This window comes from Streptomyces sp. NPDC058741, assembly GCF_042746715.1.
GTDB lineage: Bacteria > Actinomycetota > Actinomycetes > Streptomycetales > Streptomycetaceae > Streptomyces.
Genome location: NZ_JBHYQH010000117.1, coordinates 1 through 1,106 on the forward strand (window position 1 = coordinate 1; position 1,106 = coordinate 1,106).

The 1,106-nt window shown below is 73.2% G+C and carries 1 protein-coding gene; it reads right to left on the minus strand.

Annotated features, from left to right (window positions below; translation table 11 throughout):
* Positions 1-2: 2 nt before the first annotated feature.
* The coding region (locus ACFW6P_RS32105; protein WP_386425815.1) for a ferrochelatase at positions 3-1,106 on the minus strand (1,104 nt) is incomplete at its 5' end.

A 1,106-nucleotide genomic window follows, 5' to 3' on the forward strand; every position in this document is an offset into this window, starting at 1 on the left:
CCTCACGCGTAGGGGCTGTCGGCGCCCGCCGCGGCGGGCCGGGGGGCACGGGCCGGGCAGCAGCCGACCGGGCAGAGCTGATGGCTCGCCCCGAGCGAGCCCAGGGCGCACGGCGTGACCTGCCGGCCGCGCTCCACCGCGGCCCGCTCCAGCACCAGGTCGCGGATCGCGGCGGCGAACCGCGGATCATCACCCACGGTCGCCGAGCGGCCCATCGCCAGCCCCAGCTCCCGCGCCCTGGCCCTGGCCTCCGTGTCGAGGTCGTACAGCACCTCCATGTGGTCGGAGACGAAACCGATCGGGGCGATCACCACCGCCGGAACCCCGGCGGCGTGCCGCTCTGCCAGGTGATCGCAGATGTCCGGCTCCAGCCACGGGATGTGCGGCGCGCCGGAACGGGACTGGTACACCAGCTGCCAGGGATGATCGACGCCGGTGCGCTCGCGCACCGCGCCGGCGATCAGCCGCGCCACGTCCAGGTGCTGGCGCACGTACGCGCCGCCGTCACCGTGGCCCTCGACCGGGCCGGAGGTGTCGGCAGAGGCCGTCGGGATCGAGTGCGTGGAGAAGGCGATGTGCGCGCCGTCGCGGACGTCCTCGGGCAGCTCGGCGAGAGACCGCAGCACCCCGTCGACCATGGGCTCCACGAAGCCCGGGTGGTTGAAGTAGTGCCGCAGCTTGTCCACCCTCGGCACCTCCAGGCCCTCGCCCTCCAGGGCCGCCAGCGCGTCGGCGAGGTTCTCCCGGTACTGGCGGCAGCCCGAGTACGAGGCGTAGGCGCTGGTGGCCAGGACCAGGATCCGGCGGCGGCCGTCGCGGACCATCTCGCGCAGCGTGTCCGTCAGATACGGCGCCCAGTTGCGGTTGCCCCAGTAGACCGGCAGGTCCAGGCCGTGCTCGGCGAAGTCCTTGCGCAGCGCCTGGAGCAGGGCGCGGTTCTGGTCGTTGATCGGACTGACCCCGCCGAACAGGAAGTAGTGCTGCCCGACCTCCTTCAGACGCTCCTTGGGGATGCCGCGCCCGCGCGTCACGTTCTCCAGGAACGGGACCACGTCGTCCGGGCCCTCCGGGCCGCCGAAGGAGAGCAGGAGCAGGGCGTCGTAGGG